The following is a 16111-nucleotide window of genomic DNA, read 5'->3' on the forward strand; positions in this document are numbered from 1 at the left end:
CGCGACTCTTTAGTGGGCCATCATGTTGTAGTTGAGGTTCCACATAATCCACAGTGAGCCTACGACAACAATCAAGATGATGAGTGCTGAGAAGACAATGGCCACCATGTTCCAGCCACCTTCTGATTTGCTGTCTAAGTGCAGGAAGTAGACCAGGTGAACCAGCACCTGAACTACCGCACACACCAGAACCACACCCAGAATAGTGCCGTGTGAAGCGCCGCCATCCATGACCATCCAGAACGGAATACCGGTCAGGATGATAGAGAGGACGAAGCCGATCATGTAAGACTTCACGCTACCGTGAGAAGCGCCATGTTCGTTAACAGAATGACTCATTACATGGCTCCCATCAGGTAGACAACGGTGAATACGCAGATCCAAACCACATCCAGGAAGTGCCAGAACAAGCTCAGGCACATGATACGGGTGCGGTTGGTTGCAGTCAGACCACGTTTAGAAATCTGGAACATCATCACTGCCATCCAGATCAGGCCAGAGGTCACGTGCAGACCGTGCGTGCCGACCAGCGTAAAGAACGCTGACAGGAAGCCGCTGCGATCGGGACCGAAGCCTTCTTTGATCAGGTGATGGAATTCATAGATTTCCATGCCGATAAAGCCAGCACCGAACAGGAAGGTCAACGCTAACCAGCTGATGACCGAGCCCTTGTTCTGGTTGTTCATCGCAATCACTGCCATACCATAGGTAATGGAGCTGAGCAGCAGCAGCGCGGTTTCGACCAGAACGAACGGCAGTTCGAAGATGTCTTTACCTGCCGGGCCACCGGCAGTGTTATTGACCATAACTGCATAGGTCGCAAACAGGGTTGCGAAGATAATGCAGTCACTCATCAGGTAGATCCAGAAGCCAAAGACTTTATTGGCTCCTGCATCGTGATGCCCATGCTCCGCATGGGCGTCGTGGTGGTGTTTTGCAGTTTCAATTGACATTATTTCAGACCTGCTTTGCTGATTTCGTCAAAGTGCTTCTTCTCGATCTGCTCGACTTCAGCAACCGGTACGTAGTAATCCACGTCTTCATCGAAGCTCTTCACAATCCAGGTGATGATGGTGCCCACGAAGGTGAGGCCAGCCAGCCACCAGATATGCCAGATCATGGCGAAACCGAATACAGTCATCAGAGCCGCGATAACAACAGCTGCGCCACTGTTTTTCGGCATATGAATTTCTTCATATTTTTCTGGCTGCTTGTACGCTTCGCCTTTCTCTTTCATTTCCCAGAACGCATCGCGCTCATGGATATGCGGGATAACAGCAAAGTTGTAGAACGGCGGCGGTGAAGAGGTTGCCCACTCCAGCGTACGTCCACCCCACGGGTCACCGGTCAGATCACGGTTCTGGTCGCGGTCACGCACAGAAACGTAGAACTGGGTAACCTGGCACAGGATACCGCAAGCGATCAGCGCCGCACCGCCTGCTGCAACCACCAGCAGTGAGTGGAACTGAGGATCGATGTCCTGGCTGATACGACGCGTCATGCCCATGAAGCCCAGCGCATACAGCGGCATGAATGCCACGAAGAAGCCGATGATCCAGAACCAGAACGCGCGGATACCCCATTTTTCATTCAGCGTGAAGCCGAACGCTTTCGGGAACCAGTAGGTCACGCCAGCCATACAACCGAACACCACACCACCGATAATCACGTTATGGAAGTGCGCGATCAGGAACAGGCTGTTGTGCAGAATGAAGTCCGCACCTGGAACCGCCAGCAGAACACCTGTCATACCACCAATAGAGAAGGTAACCAGGAAGCCGATGGTCCACAGCATCGCTGAGTGGAACTCAACGCGACCCTGATACATGGTGAACAGCCAGTTGAAGATTTTCACGCCGGTCGGGATAGCGATGATCATCGTCATGATACCGAAGAAGGCGTTTACGTTCGCGCCCGCACCCATGGTGAAGAAGTGGTGCAGCCAAACAATGAACGACAGAACGGTAATCGCGATGGTCGCCCACACCAGAGAGGTGTAACCGAACAGACGCTTTTTAGAGAAGGTCGCCGTGACTTCAGCGAAGACACCAAACACCGGCAGAACCAGGATGTACACTTCCGGGTGACCCCAGACCCAAATCAGGTTGACGTACATCATCATGTTACCGCCCATTTCATTGGTGAAGAAATGGAAGCCAAGGTAACGGTCAAGCGTCAACAGTGCCAGCGTAACGGTCAGTACCGGGAACGCAGCGATGATCAGGACGTTAGTACACAGTGATGCCCAGGTGAATACCGGCATTTTGAACAGGTCCATGCCCGGCGCACGCATCTTCAGAATGGTAACGAAGAAGTTGATACCGGTCAGTGTCGTACCGATACCGGACAGCTGTAGACTCCAGATCCAGTAATCGACCCCGACGCCAGGACTGTACTCCGCACCCGAAAGCGGCGGATAAGCCAACCAGCCGGTCTGTGCGAACTCGCCCACACCCAGAGAGATGTTCACCAGGATCACACCGATCGCGGTAAACCAGAAGCTCAGGTTGTTGAGGAACGGGAAGGCAACGTCACGAGCACCGATTTGCAGCGGTACCGCGATGTTCATCAGACCTACCACGAACGGCATCGCCACGAAGAAGATCATGATCACGCCGTGAGCGGTGAAGATCTGGTCGTAGTGGTGCGGCGGTAGTATGCCGGCTTCCCCAGCGGAAGCCATCACTTGTTGGGTACGCATCATTACCGCATCGGCAAAGCCGCGCAGCAACATGACGAAAGCCATGATGATGTACATGATACCCAGTTTTTTGTGGTCAATGGAGGTGAACCATTCTGACCACAGGTACTGCCACTTACCAAAGTAGGTAATCGCAGCAACCAGCGCCAGACCACCTAAGATGATAGCGGCGACCGTAACCACGATAATGGGTTCGTGGTATGGCACTGCATCCAGTGTTAATTTTCCGAACATCGTATTATTCCTCGGCTCCCGCGGAAGCGGCGTGACTCATGTCCATGCCTTTATGTTCTGGCATGTCCATCTTCCCGTGGCTCATCATGAACTTATCAATTACTTGCTTGAACAGTTCTGGATTTGCCGTTGAGAAATATTCCACCGGGTGATTTTCGCTTGGCGTAGCCAGTTTCTCGAAATCATCCATGGTGTTCAGCGCGTTAGGTGCCGCTTTAACTTTGGCAACCCACTGCTGGAATTCCGCATCGTCTTTAGTTGCAATGGCTTTGAACTTCATGCCAGAGAAACCACGACCACTGAAGTTCGCAGAGATACCGTCAAATGTTCCTGGCTCGTTGGCGATCAGATGCAATTTGGTCTGCATACCGGCCATCGCATAGATCTGGCTGCCGAGAGTAGGAATAAAGAAGGAGTTCATCACGGAGTTGGAGGTGATCTTGAAGTTCACCGGAGTGTTTGCCGGGAAGGCAATCTGGTTGACGGTTGCAATACCCTGTTCCGGGTAAATGAACAGCCATTTCCAGTCCAGTGCCACTACGTCGATCTCAACCGGTTTAACGTCAGAAACCAGCGGTTTGCTCGGCTCCAGCGCGTGGGTTGATTTCCAGGTCAAAACGCCGAGGAAGATAATGATCAGGATCGGAATGGTCCAGACCACGGCTTCCACTTTGTTTGAGTGTGACCAGTTAGGGCTATAAGTTGCGTTAGTATTGGTTGCCCGATATTTCCAGGCAAAGAATACTGCCATGAAGACTGCCGGGATAACTACGATCATCATCAAGCCGAAAGCTGTCAGAATCAACGAACGTTGCTCCAGTGCAATCTGTCCTTTGGGATTTAACAACGCACTATCGCAGCCACTGAGTAATACAGCGCCTGCAATTAATGACAAAATCCCCAAACTTTTATTGTATTTACTGAGTCTCATTTAACGACCTCAATGACAAAGGGCTCTATTGTCGTTTAAGTGTGCGCGCATTTTACGGGAAGGTTTATGCAGTGTAAACCAGCTTAAGGATGTGTCAGAAGGCTGTTGACACCTTTTGCTAAGGGTGTCACAGATGTTACGCAGGGTGACAAATTATTAACTGCGACAAGCAGTTGGCATCAATATAACAAAAACCAATGGTAGAAACCGCAGAAAAATCAGGGAAAGTATAAACCGTACTCTTAATACTCATTTATTTAACATTTCTGCATCATTTTGGCGATGACTTTTATACAAAGTAATTGCGCACCGGATTTAAATATTCGCTCGCAGTTGTTAATTTAATGTTTCTAATTCGCTTTAAAAAAAATGCTATTGGGAAAATGAGCAACTGATATTTTTACCCCATTATTTCGTTATGAAAATTGGCTTACTCAACCCAGATTTTCCCGCGCCGCTTTTTTTAATGCCAAACTATCCAAAATAACACCGAGTGCGACCGCCAACAGCGCAAATGCCATGCCGGCTTCAAACATTGGCGTAAGTAGCGCATCAATCTGCACAACGCCGCTGGCGTTAAGGGCTAAAGCCAGTAACCACAAGGCCAGTAAGCCGCAGCCGATGCTAAACAGACGCACCGTCCAGCGGTAACCTTGCGGCCACAAGCTGCGCATCACAAACTCCCCGCTTTGCTGCATGCTATGCAAAGTGCCGCGACACAGCCATAACAGCAGTAATCCCGGTACGCCAGCAAACACGGTGAAAGCATAGAAGGTCGGCCAGCCCCACATTTCAACCAGCCAGCCGGCGGCGGGACCGACGTAAACGCGGCCCACGGCGGAGAGGGCAGAGAGCAGTGCGAACTGCGTCGCCGAGAAGGATTTGTTGCACAATGTCATCAGCAACGCGACAAAGGCCGCGGTGCCCATGCCGCCGCACAGGTTTTCAATGAAGACCGCGCTGGCCATGCTCCACAAGTGCGGTGGCGTTACCGCCAGCAACCAGTAAGCAAAATTCGACACCGCTTGCAGCACGCCAAAAATCATCAGGGCGCGGAACAAACTCAGGCGCTGCATCAGCACGCCGCCATACAGCGCACCAATAATGGTGGCCAACAAACCCAGCGTTTTGTTCACCAGACCGACATCGCCCGCGCTAAAGCCGACGCCGCGAATCAGGAAGGTGGTGGTGAGCGAGGCGGCAAATGCATCGCCAAGCTTGTAAAGGATAATCAGTGTGATCAGCAGCCAGGCATTGTTACGCTGGAAGAAGTCTTTCAGCGGGAATGTCACGGCCTGGCGTAGCGAGTGTGGTTCGCTCGCCGGCGCCACCGGTTCTTTCGCCAGCAACGTGGCGATCAGGCCCGGCACCATCAGCAACGCCATCAGCCAGTAAGTGGCTTGCCAGCCGAGATAGCGATCCGCAATCCACAGCGCCAGTCCGCCTGAAATCAACATCGCCAGACGATAGCCCAGCACGGTGATTGCCGCGCCGCTTCCGCGCTCCTCCGGCGGCAGCACATCGGTTTTCCAGGCATCGAACACGATATCCTGCGAAGCCGAACAGAAGGCAACCAGCACCGCCAGCGCGGCCAGCAGCGTTAAGTCACGCGAAGGCTGCATAAAGCCCATGGCGATAATGCCGCCTATCAGCGCCAGCTGCGTGACCAGCAGCCAGCCGCGACGGCGACCAAGAATCGGTGGCGTATAGCGATCCATCATCGGCGACCACAGGAACTTAAACACGTAAGCCTGACCGACAAGGGAGAAGAAACCGATGGTTTTCAGGTCAACATTCTCTACCGTCATCCACGCTTGTAACGTCCCGGCGGTTAACGCCAGCGGTAAGCCTGAGGCAAAACCCAGCAGCAGCAATACCGCCGCATTACGTTGGGTAAAAATACGCAGATAATGAGATGTCATAGCCAACCTGAAATGAAGCCCGGCTGAGAGTCGCCGGGCAAAATACTGCGGAAATTAGCGGGCGTTCTGCTTAATGAAGTTGTGAACGCTGGTGTCCTGCGCCATATCAGCAATCACGTCACTCAGGGTTGAGTTAACCGCGTTGGTGATCTTCGCGTTGGTGGCGGTAAACGCGCCTTCTACGCTGTAAGTCTGGCGATAGTTTTTCACCTGCTTGTTACCGTTTTTCGCGGTGGCGATGATGGAGATATCCGCCTTGGTGGTAATGCTGTAGCGCACGTTGCCTTGGGTCACATCCGCATACAGACCATTCACCACGATCTGAAGATCAACGGCACCGCTCGGGCCGATCATGTAGCCGCGTGACGTCATCTGCTTCTCTAACACTTCCTGGAGCAGGAAACGCAGGTCGCGTGATGGTGTCAGCGTGATCAACTGACCGTCGCGGTTTACTTTGGCCAGCGCCTGATCGGAACGTTGATCGGCACCGTTAACGCTGATGGTGACGCCCATCAGGCTTGGATCTTGCTGCGGTAATTGAATCTTCGGCTGAATATCCAATGTGGTGTTGTTGCTGGCACAGCCGGCCAAAATAAATGCAGCCAGCAGAGGGAATAACAGTTTTTTCAACATACTCATTCTCGTTAGCATATGGGTTGGTTTGCAAAACTGCGGCCATCATAGCATTGCGCAGCGGTGAAAAAAGCCCCGGGCCAATGGAAATTGATTGTAAAGGCTTTTTTCGGACAGGATGAAACGCCAGCCGGTTGACCTGAGAGATAAGCAAGTTACTATGCGCAGCGCTGGCGGATTTATTTACGGCCAACCTGCGGAAGCGGTGAAAAACCTACTAATATTTAAACAGATGGGCACAGCGCTCGCCGGAAAGGAGTGTTAATCATGATTCGCGAACAAATAGAAGAAAAGTTGCGTAACGCTTTCGAGCCTGCACATCTTGAAGTGCATGATGAAAGCTACCGTCATAACGTGCCCGCCGGTTCTGAAAGTCACTTTAAAGTGGTGATTGTCAGCGATCGATTTACCGGTCAGCGCTTTCTGCAACGTCATCGCGCTATTTATGGCGAACTGGCAACCGAATTAGCGGGCAGCGTACACGCGCTGGCACTGCATACCTACACGCAAAAAGAGTGGGATGGATTACAGGATACGGTTTTGGCCTCGCCGAATTGTCGCGGCGCGGGAACGCTCGCCTGAATTCCCTTTTTACTCATCCTTAAAAACGGCCTGCGGGCCGTTTTCTTTTCATTTATTACACTCAAACGCGATCTACGGCGCAAAAAAGCAGCAAAGCCGCTAAAAAGTGGTGAGTTTGCAGCCTCGACTCATTCCAGCGATGCCGCTATAATGCTGCGTCTATTTTTCCGGAATGTCTTCGGGACGCTTCTGGTGACAGGGATTTGGTTCTGCCTGCAGAGGCCGTCCCGGTTGTTGGATACGGCGCATTTTATGTGTGGTGTCTGAAGTTGACCGAGCACGTGATTTTTTGAGGTAACAAGATGACAGTTTCAGTAGAAACCACTCAGGGTCTGGGCCGTCGCATTTCGATTACTGTTGCAGCTGACAGCATCGAAAGCGCAGTGAAGAAAGAACTGGTGGAAGTGGCTAAGAAAGTCCGTATCGACGGTTTCCGTAAAGGCAAAGTGCCGGCACACATCATTTCTCAGCGCTACGGTGCTTCTGTTCGCCAGGACGTACTGGGCGAGCTGATGACGCGCAACTTCGTTGACGCCATCATCAAAGAGAAAATCAATCCGGCTGGCGCACCAAACTATGTGCCGGGCGAATATAAAGAAGGCGAAGACTTCACCTACGCGGTTGAGTTCGAAGTGTATCCAGAAGTTGAGCTGAAAGGCCTGGATGCAATCGAAGTTGAGAAGCCAGTGGTAGAAGTGACAGACGCTGACGTTGATACCATGCTGGAAACCCTGCAGAAGCAGCAGGCGACCTGGAAAGAGAGCGATGCCGCAGCGACAGCTGAAGATCGCGCGACCATCGACTTCAGCGGTTCTGTTGACGGCGAAGAGTTTGAAGGCGGCAAAGCCTCTGACTTCGTGCTGGCAATGGGCCAGGGCCGTATGATCCCAGGCTTCGAAGAGGGCGTTGTTGGCCACAAAGCCGGCGAAACCTTCACTATCGACGTGAAATTCCCAGACGATTACCATGCAGAAAACCTGAAAGGGAAAGATGCGAAGTTCGAAATCGTGCTGAAGAAAGTTGAAACTCGCGAACTGCCAGAGCTGACTGAAGAGTTCATCAAGCGCTTTGGCGTGGAAGATGGTTCAGTTGCCGGTCTGCGTGCTGAAGTGCGTAAGAACATGGATCGCGAGCTGAAAGGTGCTATCCGTAACCGCGTCAAGACGCAGGCAATCGACGGTCTGGTTAACGCCAACGACATCGACGTTCCGGTTGCGCTGATCGACAGCGAAATTGACGTTCTGCGTCGTCAGGCTGCACAGCGTTTTGGTGGCAACGAGAAGCAAGCGCTGGAACTGCCACGCGAACTGTTCGAAGAGCAGGCTAAACGTCGCGTCGTTGTGGGTCTGCTGTTGGGCGAAGTGATTCGTATCAACGAACTGCAGGCTGACGAAGATCGCGTTAAAACGCTGATCGAAGAGATGGCTTCTGCGTACGAAGATCCGCAGGAAGTGATCGAGTTCTACAGCAAGAACAGCGAGCTGATGAACAACATGCGCAACGTGGCTCTGGAAGAGCAAGCGGTTGAAGCGGTACTGGCGAAAGCGAAAGTGACCGATAAAGCCACTAACTTCCAGGAACTGATGAACCAGACCTCTGCGGCCTGATTCATTCGTTAACCGTTAGTGCTAAGCCCGTGACTGAAAAGTCGCGGGCTTTTTCGTTTCTGGCGCCAAATACACCGATTTGCCCTCTATTTGCTTAATTAATCGGCAAATTATCCGCTAAGCTCTTTTTCCGTGTTAGCGAATGGGCAAAAGGTTGTTATGCTTGAAACAACTGGGCAGCATCCCCAGATACAGGGAGAATGCATGAAAACAGTGAGACTGACTGATTAACCGTCTTGTTACTGCGGAGTGAGACTGCAGCGCATAGTTTTCCCGGCGCGCCTCACGTAAAATCGGTACACAATGTTGCCAATGAAATTTATCAGGAGACGGTAATGTCATACAGTGGCGATCGTGAATTTACTGCACCGCACATGGCGCTGGTGCCAATGGTGGTCGAACAAACCTCGCGCGGCGAGCGTTCTTACGACATCTACTCTCGCCTGCTCAAAGAGCGTGTGATCTTCCTGACTGGTCAGGTTGAAGATCATATGGCTAACCTGATCGTGGCGCAGATGCTGTTTCTGGAAGCTGAGAATCCTGAAAAAGACATTTATCTCTACATTAACTCGCCAGGCGGCGTGATTACTGCTGGGATGTCGATTTATGACACAATGAAGTTTATCAAGCCGGATGTCAGCACCATCTGTATGGGTCAGGCTTGTTCAATGGGTGCGTTCCTGCTGACAGCAGGCACCAAAGGTAAACGCTTTTGCCTGCCTAATTCACGTGTGATGATTCATCAGCCGTTGGGCGGCTATCAGGGCCAGGCGACGGATATCGAAATCCATGCGCGCGAAATCCTGAAAGTGAAGCAGCGCATGAATGAGCTGATGGCTGAGCACACTGGCAAATCGCTGGAAGAGATTGAACGCGACACTGAGCGCGATCGTTTCCTCTCTGCGGGTGAGGCGGTTGAATACGGTTTGGTTGACTCAATCCTGACGCATCGCCAATAAAACACATCTGTCTGCCCCTTACGCTATAGTTAACGGGGAGCAGGCAGATGGGTTGAATGCATATCGGCCGTTGATGTACGGCCAGCGCCGTACAACAAATTTGGTCTGAGAAAGAAAAGAGGTTAGCTGATGACAGATAAGCGCAAAGACGGTTCAGGTAAGTTGCTGTACTGCTCTTTCTGCGGCAAAAGCCAGCATGAAGTCCGTAAGCTAATTGCCGGGCCGTCAGTGTACATTTGCGATGAGTGCGTTGATCTTTGCAACGACATCATTCGCGAAGAGATTAAGGAAGTTGCGCCGCACCGCGAGCGTAGCTCACTGCCGACGCCGCATGAAATCCGCCATCACCTTGATGACTATGTTATTGGTCAGGAAAGGGCGAAGAAAGTGCTGGCAGTAGCGGTGTATAACCACTACAAACGCCTGCGCAATGGCGATACCAGCAACGGTATTGAACTGGGCAAAAGTAACATTTTGCTTATCGGTCCAACCGGTAGCGGTAAAACACTGTTGGCCGAAACGCTGGCGCGCTTGCTGGATGTGCCCTTCACGATGGCGGATGCCACCACGCTGACCGAAGCGGGTTATGTGGGTGAAGACGTTGAAAACATCATCCAGAAGCTGCTGCAGAAGTGTGATTACGACGTGCAGAAAGCGCAGCGCGGCATTGTCTACATCGATGAAATCGACAAGATTTCTCGTAAGTCTGACAACCCGTCGATCACCCGTGACGTCTCGGGCGAAGGCGTACAGCAAGCGCTGTTGAAACTGATTGAAGGCACCGTGGCTGCCGTACCGCCGCAGGGCGGACGTAAACATCCGCAGCAGGAGTTCTTGCAGGTTGATACCTCCAAGATTCTGTTTATCTGTGGTGGCGCATTCGCCGGTCTCGACAAGGTGATCTCCCAGCGTGTTGAAACCGGGTCCGGCATCGGCTTCGGTGCAACCGTGAAGGGCAAATCCCAGAAGGCGAGTGAAGGCGAATTGCTGTCTCAGGTTGAGCCAGAAGATTTGATCAAGTTTGGCCTGATTCCTGAGTTCATCGGTCGTTTGCCGGTTGTGGCAACGCTGAGCGAACTGAGTGAAGAAGCGCTGATTCAGATCCTGCGTGAGCCGAAGAATGCGCTGACCAAACAGTATCAGGCGCTGTTCAATCTGGAAGGCGTAGAACTGGAATTCCGCGACGAAGCCTTAACGGCAATCGCTAAAAAAGCGATGTCACGTAAAACCGGTGCGCGTGGTCTGCGTTCTATCGTTGAAGGTGCGTTACTTGAAACTATGTACGACCTGCCTTCGATGGATGACGTTGAAAAAGTGGTGATTGATGAATCAGTCATTGAAGGTCAATCCGAGCCGATGTTGATTTATGGAAAGCATGAAGCCCAGGCTTCTGGTGAATAAATAAACAATTGCACCACGTTGTTATCTTAAAAAAGGGGAAAAATCTTTCCCCTTTTGTTTTTCTCTCGCCAGTGACATTGAATGTCGTATAAGCATCCCCATATACTCAATATCCTGTGGGTTTAACTGCAAAACCTCTATTGCGCGGTACCCATCACCTGGCGGACATTAAACTAAGAGAGAGCTCTATGAATCCTGAGCGTTCTGAACGCATTGAAATCCCCGTGTTGCCGTTGCGCGACGTGGTGGTTTATCCGCACATGGTAATTCCGTTGTTTGTTGGCCGGGAAAAATCGATTCGGTGCCTCGAAGCCGCGATGGATCATGATAAAAAGATCATGCTGGTTGCACAGAAAGAGGCTTCAACGGATGAACCTGGCATTAACGATCTCTTCTCAGTAGGGACCGTCGCTTCTGTATTGCAGATGCTGAAACTTCCAGATGGCACGGTAAAAGTGCTGGTCGAAGGTTTACAACGCGCGCACATCACCACGCTGGCTGATAATGGCGACCATTTTGTTGCCCAGGCCGAATACCTTGTCTCGCCAGAAATTGAAGAGCGCGAGCAGGAAGTGCTGGTGCGCACGGCCATCAACCAGTTTGAAGGCTACATCAAGCTCAATAAAAAAATCCCACCTGAGGTCTTAACCTCCCTCAACAGCATCGACGATGCGGCTCGTCTGGCCGATACCGTCGCAGCGCATATGCCGCTGAAACTGGCTGATAAACAGTCCGTGCTGGAGATGTCCGACGTCAATGAACGTCTGGAATATCTGATGGCGATGATGGAATCAGAAATCGATCTGCTGCAGGTTGAGAAGCGTATTCGCAACCGCGTTAAAAAGCAGATGGAAAAAAGCCAGCGTGAGTACTATCTGAATGAGCAAATGAAAGCCATTCAGAAAGAGCTGGGCGAAATGGATGATGCGCCGGATGAGTACGAGGCGCTGAAACGTAAGATTGAAGCGGCCAAAATGCCGACCGAAGCGCGTGAAAAAGCCGAAGCTGAGCTGCAGAAGCTGAAGATGATGTCGCCGATGTCTGCAGAAGCGACCGTGGTGCGTGGCTACATCGACTGGATGGTTCAGGTTCCGTGGGTGGCGCGCAGCAAGGTGAAAAAAGACCTGCGTAAAGCGCAGGAAACGCTGGATATCGACCATTACGGTCTGGAGCGCGTCAAAGATCGCATCCTTGAGTATCTTGCGGTGCAGAGTCGCGTTAGCAAAATCAAAGGCCCAATTCTCTGCCTCGTTGGACCGCCGGGCGTGGGTAAAACCTCGCTGGGACAGTCGATTGCTAAGGCCACCGGACGTAAATACGTGCGTATGGCGCTGGGTGGCGTGCGCGATGAAGCGGAAATCCGCGGACATCGTCGTACCTACATCGGTTCTATGCCTGGCAAGCTGATCCAGAAAATGGCGAAAGTGGGCGTCAAAAACCCGCTGTTCCTGCTGGATGAGATCGACAAAATGTCTTCTGACATGCGTGGCGATCCGGCTTCAGCGCTGCTTGAGGTGCTGGATCCCGAGCAGAACATCGCGTTTAACGATCACTATCTGGAAGTGGATTACGATCTCTCTGACGTTATGTTCGTGGCGACCTCAAACTCCATGAACATCCCAGCACCGTTGCTTGACCGTATGGAAGTGATTCGTCTCTCCGGTTACACCGAAGATGAAAAGCTGAACATCGCGAAGCAACATTTGCTGCCGAAGCAGATTGAACGTAATGCGCTGAAAGAGAAAGAGATCACCGTCGACGACAGCGCGATTGTTGGCATCATCCGCTACTACACGCGTGAAGCGGGCGTGCGTAGTCTGGAGCGCGAACTCTCCAAGCTGTGCCGTAAAGCAGTGAAGGCGCTACTGATGGATAAGTCGAAAAAGCACATCGTGATCAACGGCGATAATCTCAAGGATTTCCTTGGCGTGCAGCGCTTTGATTATGGTCGCGCAGAGAGCGAAAGCCGTGTGGGTCAGGTGACCGGTCTGGCGTGGACGGAAGTGGGCGGCGATCTGCTGACCATTGAAACCGCCTGCGTACCAGGTAAAGGCAAGCTGACGTACACCGGTTCGCTGGGCGAAGTGATGCAGGAATCGATTCAGGCCGCGCTGACTGTGGTGCGCGCGCGTGCAGAGAAACTGGGCATCAACGGTGATTTCTACGAGAAACGCGACATCCACGTGCACGTACCAGAAGGTGCGACGCCGAAAGATGGCCCGAGCGCCGGTATCGCTATGTGCACCGCGCTGGTGTCTTGCTTAACCGGTAACCCGGTGCGTTCTGATGTCGCAATGACCGGTGAAATCACCCTGCGTGGTCTGGTTCTGCCGATTGGTGGCCTGAAAGAGAAGTTGCTGGCGGCACACCGTGGCGGCATCAAAACCGTGCTGATCCCGGACGAAAACAAGCGCGATCTGGAGGATATTCCCCAAAACGTGATTGCCGATCTCGAGATTCATCCGGTGAAGCGTATTGAAGAAGTGCTGAACCTGGCACTGGAAAATGCGCCTTACGGCATGCAGGTTGCGACCGCAAAATAGTGATTAGCGGCATAAACCGCTAAAAAGCGAAGCTGGCAGGCAAAATGGTGCTTGCCAGCTTTTTTTTGTGCCGCTAACTTAGTGGGCTGCTGGATCAACGATTAAGATGAATACCGTTGTTTCAGCTCCACAGGCTTGATATAACTGGCTGCGCGTTCGCACCGGGCGGGAAGCACGGGTGCGATGTGAATAATAAAAGAGGGGATGAAGAGAGTGAATAAGTCACAGTTGATCGACAAAATTGCTGCAGATGCTGACATTTCTAAAGCGGCAGCGGGACGTGTTTTAGATGCATTCATGGACTCCGTTACCGAAGCTCTGAAGGGCGGTGATGAAGTGGCACTGGTTGGTTTCGGTACTTTCTCTGTACGTGAGCGTGCAGCTCGTACAGGCCGTAACCCACAAACGGGTAAAGAGCTCACCATTCCGGCTGGTAAAGTTCCGGGCTTCCGTGCTGGTAAAGCACTGAAAGATTCCGTCAATTAATGACCGCTGATACATCCATTGAAGCATTTTCTTCCGTGGATTGAGGACGCAAAAGCCGTTCTCATGTAACATACGGGCACATCATTTTTGATGTGCCTTTTTTATTCTTGATGCGCGGCGATAGCCTTTGGTTGTTGTCTCCGCATGGTTGCCAACTGCCAGCCTGAACAGCAGTTGCACGATGATGACATCGTGTTAGAGCTTTACATTCACACTACAGCGGAGTGTTGTCATACCATGATGGACAATTTACGCGCGGCGTCGAATCATGTCGTGCTCAAGATTATTCTGGGATTGATCATCCTGTCTTTCGTACTCACCGGGGTGGGCAACTACCTGATCGGTGGCGGCGGTGATTATGCTACCAAAGTTAACGGCCACGAGATCAGCCGTGCAGAGCTGGAGCAGGGTTATAACAACGAGCGCAATCGTCAGCAGCAGATGCTGGGCGATCAGTTCTCGCAGTTAGCCAGCAACGAAGGTTACATGCAGCAGATGCGCCAGCAGGCGCTGTCGCAGTTGATCGATCAGGCGTTACTTGATCAGTACATCAAAGATCTGCACATCGGCATCAGCGATGATCAGGTGAAACAGGCGATCTTCAATCAGAAAGCTTTCCAGACCAACGGTAAATTCGACAACGCCAAATACAGCGGCCTGATCACCAGCATGGGCTTCACTGCCGATCAGTATGCCGAAGCGCTGCGCAAGCAGCTGGCGACGCAGCAGCTGATTAACGCAATTGCTAACACCGATTTCATGCTAAAAGGCGAAACCAGCAAGCTGGTGGATCTGGTGTCTCAGCAGCGTGAAGTGCGTCAGGCGGTGATTGATGTCAACGCGCTGGCGGCTAAGCAGACGGTCAGCGACGACGAAGTCAGCCAATATTATCAGCAGCATCAGAATAGCTTCATGGCGCCTGAACAGTTCCGCGTGAGCTACATCAAAATGGATGCCGCTAGCATGCAGGAAACGGCCAGCGAAGCGGACATTCAGAGCTGGTACGATCAACATAAAGCGGATTATTCACAGCCACAGCGTAATCGCTACAGCGTAATCCAGACCAGGACGGAAGCTGACGCTAATGCCGTGGTTGACGCGCTGAAGAAAGGTGAAGATTTCGCTGCGCTGGCAAAAAGCAAATCCATCGACCCAATCTCAGCCCGCAAAGGCGGTGACATGGGTTGGCTAGAGCCGAGCACTACGCCAGACGAGTTGAAAAACGCCAATCTGACGCAGAAAGGCCAGCTTTCCGGCGCTATCAAATCGTCGGTTGGCTTCCTGGTGGTGCGTCTGGATGATATCCAGCCGGAGCAGGTTAAGCCGCTGGCCGATGTTCATGACATCGTTGCCGATAAAGTAAAACAAGAGAAAGCGGTTGATGCCTTCTACAAAATTCAGCAGAAAGTCAGCGAAGCAGCCAGCAACGACAACGAATCGTTGGCGGGCGCCGCGCAGGCTTCCGGCTTGAAAGTGGTAGAAACCAACTGGATCACCCGCGATAACCTACCAGACGAGTTGAATTTCGATCAGGTTAAACAGGCGATCTTCAACGGTGGTCTGGTAGGCCAGAATGGTGCGCCGGGTAACAACTCCGACATCATCTCTGTGGATGGCGATCGTGCCTTTGTACTGCGTATCAGCGAGCACAAACCGGAAGCGGTGAAGCCGCTGGATCAGGTAAAAGCACAGATCGTAGACTCGCTGAAGCATGATAAAGCGACGCAGCAGGCGAAAGCACAAGCAGATAAGCTGCTGGCCGATTTGAAAGCCGGTAAAGCGGATGCACTGAAGGCTGCAGGCCTGACGCTCAGCGCCAGCAAATCGTTCGATCGCAACGCGCAGGATCCTGTTGCTCAGTCGGCCTTCAATCTGCCACAACCTGCCGACAATAAACCGTCGAGGGGTGTGAGTGAAGATATGCAAGGCAATGTGGTGCTGATCGCGCTGGATAAAGTCAGCGCGGGCAACATGCCGCAGGCGCAGATCGATGAGATGGTAAAAGGCGTAACGCAGAATAACGCGCAAATCGCCTTTGAAGCGCTGCTGGAAAACCTGCGTAAAGAGGCGAAGATTAAGTACGGCGCCGCAGCACAAAACCAGTAAGCCTCA

At 52.1% G+C, this 16111-nt stretch carries 13 protein-coding genes; 7 read left to right on the plus strand and 6 right to left on the minus strand.

From position 1 onward, the window contains the following. Positions 1-9 precede the first annotated feature (9 nt). The 6 genes from ACFQW4_RS04240 to ACFQW4_RS04265 all read right to left on the minus strand — a co-directional run bounded on the left by ACFQW4_RS04240 (position 10) and on the right by ACFQW4_RS04265 (position 6421). On the minus strand, positions 10-339 hold the full coding sequence (locus ACFQW4_RS04240; protein ID WP_007886986.1) for a cytochrome o ubiquinol oxidase subunit IV: 330 nt from the start codon (positions 337-339) through the stop codon (positions 10-12). Beyond that, positions 339-953: a cytochrome o ubiquinol oxidase subunit III gene (locus ACFQW4_RS04245; RefSeq protein WP_192414027.1), complete on the minus strand. Its 615-nt coding sequence runs from the start codon at positions 951-953 to the stop codon at positions 339-341. Before ACFQW4_RS04245 ends, ACFQW4_RS04240 begins: the two co-directional genes overlap by 1 nt. After that, positions 953-2935, minus strand: coding sequence for a cytochrome o ubiquinol oxidase subunit I (gene cyoB / locus ACFQW4_RS04250; RefSeq protein ID WP_101762427.1), 1983 nt, complete (start codon positions 2933-2935; stop codon positions 953-955). Before cyoB ends, ACFQW4_RS04245 begins: the two co-directional genes overlap by 1 nt. 4 nt (positions 2936-2939) lie before the next feature. Next, on the minus strand, positions 2940-3866 hold the full coding sequence (gene cyoA / locus ACFQW4_RS04255) for a cytochrome o ubiquinol oxidase subunit II (RefSeq protein WP_101762426.1): 927 nt from the start codon (positions 3864-3866) through the stop codon (positions 2940-2942). A gap of 434 nt (positions 3867-4300) precedes the next feature. Beyond that, positions 4301-5788: a muropeptide MFS transporter AmpG gene (gene ampG / locus ACFQW4_RS04260; protein ID WP_377724042.1), complete on the minus strand. Its 1488-nt coding sequence runs from the start codon at positions 5786-5788 to the stop codon at positions 4301-4303. 54 nt (positions 5789-5842) lie between these two features. After that, complete coding sequence (locus ACFQW4_RS04265) at positions 5843-6421, minus strand: lipoprotein (protein ID WP_007886975.1); 579 nt, start codon at positions 6419-6421, stop codon at positions 5843-5845. Positions 6422-6688: 267 nt separating this feature from the next. Between ACFQW4_RS04265 and bolA the strand changes: the two genes are divergently transcribed. The 7 genes from bolA (at position 6689) to ppiD (ending at position 16105) form a co-directional block, all read left to right on the plus strand. Further along, positions 6689-7003: a transcriptional regulator BolA gene (gene bolA, locus ACFQW4_RS04270; protein ID WP_008103937.1), complete on the plus strand. Its 315-nt coding sequence runs from the start codon at positions 6689-6691 to the stop codon at positions 7001-7003. A 302-nt stretch (positions 7004-7305) separates the two neighbouring features. Then, the gene (gene tig, locus ACFQW4_RS04275; RefSeq protein ID WP_008103935.1) at positions 7306-8610 is read left to right on the plus strand and encodes a trigger factor; all 1305 of its coding nucleotides are present in this window, start codon (positions 7306-7308) and stop codon (positions 8608-8610) included. A gap of 335 nt (positions 8611-8945) precedes the next feature. After that, the gene (clpP, locus tag ACFQW4_RS04280) at positions 8946-9569 is read left to right on the plus strand and encodes an ATP-dependent Clp endopeptidase proteolytic subunit ClpP (protein ID WP_007886971.1); all 624 of its coding nucleotides are present in this window, start codon (positions 8946-8948) and stop codon (positions 9567-9569) included. A gap of 129 nt (positions 9570-9698) precedes the next feature. Further along, positions 9699-10970, plus strand: a complete 1272-nt coding sequence (gene clpX / locus ACFQW4_RS04285; protein WP_008103932.1) for an ATP-dependent protease ATP-binding subunit ClpX — start codon at positions 9699-9701, stop codon at positions 10968-10970. Positions 10971-11158: 188 nt separating this feature from the next. Next, positions 11159-13513: an endopeptidase La gene (gene lon / locus ACFQW4_RS04290; protein ID WP_101762422.1), complete on the plus strand. Its 2355-nt coding sequence runs from the start codon at positions 11159-11161 to the stop codon at positions 13511-13513. A 213-nt stretch (positions 13514-13726) separates the two neighbouring features. Next, positions 13727-13999 (plus strand): nucleoid-associated protein HU-beta, encoded by a 273-nt coding sequence (gene hupB, locus ACFQW4_RS04295; RefSeq protein ID WP_036648244.1) that lies wholly within the window; start codon positions 13727-13729, stop codon positions 13997-13999. 237 nt (positions 14000-14236) lie between these two features. Continuing rightward, a complete protein-coding gene (ppiD, locus tag ACFQW4_RS04300; protein ID WP_377724047.1) occupies positions 14237-16105 on the plus strand; it encodes a peptidylprolyl isomerase in 1869 nt (622 codons plus the stop codon). The last annotated feature ends 6 nt before the right edge of the window (positions 16106-16111 follow it).

This window comes from Pantoea sp. GCM10028869, assembly GCF_042666835.1.
Taxonomy (GTDB): Bacteria; Pseudomonadota; Gammaproteobacteria; order Enterobacterales; family Enterobacteriaceae; genus Pantoea; species Pantoea leporis.

Bases quoted from the DNA above. Each gene is read 5' to 3' on its own strand.
- ACFQW4_RS04240 (WP_007886986.1), bottom strand. From the start codon at position 339: ATGAGTCATTCTGTTAACGAACATGGCGCTTCTCACGGTAGCGTGAAG.
- ACFQW4_RS04245 (WP_192414027.1), bottom strand. From the start codon at position 953: ATGTCAATTGAAACTGCAAAACACCACCACGACGCCCATGCGGAGCAT.
- cyoB (WP_101762427.1), bottom strand. From the start codon at position 2,935: ATGTTCGGAAAATTAACACTGGATGCAGTGCCATACCACGAACCCATT.
- cyoA (WP_101762426.1), bottom strand. From the start codon at position 3,866: ATGAGACTCAGTAAATACAATAAAAGTTTGGGGATTTTGTCATTAATT.
- ampG (WP_377724042.1), bottom strand. From the start codon at position 5,788: ATGACATCTCATTATCTGCGTATTTTTACCCAACGTAATGCGGCGGTA.
- ACFQW4_RS04265 (WP_007886975.1), bottom strand. From the start codon at position 6,421: ATGTTGAAAAAACTGTTATTCCCTCTGCTGGCTGCATTTATTTTGGCC.
- bolA (WP_008103937.1), top strand. From the start codon at position 6,689: ATGATTCGCGAACAAATAGAAGAAAAGTTGCGTAACGCTTTCGAGCCT.
- tig (WP_008103935.1), top strand. From the start codon at position 7,306: ATGACAGTTTCAGTAGAAACCACTCAGGGTCTGGGCCGTCGCATTTCG.
- clpP (WP_007886971.1), top strand. From the start codon at position 8,946: ATGTCATACAGTGGCGATCGTGAATTTACTGCACCGCACATGGCGCTG.
- clpX (WP_008103932.1), top strand. From the start codon at position 9,699: ATGACAGATAAGCGCAAAGACGGTTCAGGTAAGTTGCTGTACTGCTCT.
- lon (WP_101762422.1), top strand. From the start codon at position 11,159: ATGAATCCTGAGCGTTCTGAACGCATTGAAATCCCCGTGTTGCCGTTG.
- ppiD (WP_377724047.1), top strand. From the start codon at position 14,237: ATGATGGACAATTTACGCGCGGCGTCGAATCATGTCGTGCTCAAGATT.